Consider the following 263-nt stretch of genomic DNA (forward strand, 5'->3'; position numbering starts at 1 on the left):
GCTGCCGCTCGACTTGCATGTGTTAGGCCTGCCGCCAGCGTTCAATCTGAGCCATGATCAAACTCTTCAATTAAAGTTTTGTTGCTTCCGTCTTGCGACTTCAGCGGCTCAATGAATTCTGATTTTTTGTTTTTCGCACTCCTTATAAAAGAAGGGCTGAAACAAACTGTACATATTGCTATGAACACTCATTGTTACATTGATTTAAATTTTTGACTGCCAACCCTAAGGTTAAGCAGTTTCGATTAACTCAACACCTGTGA

The 263-nt window shown here is 41.1% G+C and carries 1 rRNA gene; it reads right to left on the reverse strand.

Annotated elements, in window-relative coordinates:
• Positions 1-73 (reverse strand): 16S ribosomal RNA (locus K5Q99_RS22295); the annotation flags it as partial.
• Between the last annotated feature and the right edge of the window lie 190 nt (positions 74-263).

The organism is Shewanella hafniensis, assembly GCF_019655335.1.
Classification (GTDB): Bacteria; Pseudomonadota; Gammaproteobacteria; order Enterobacterales; family Shewanellaceae; genus Shewanella; species Shewanella hafniensis.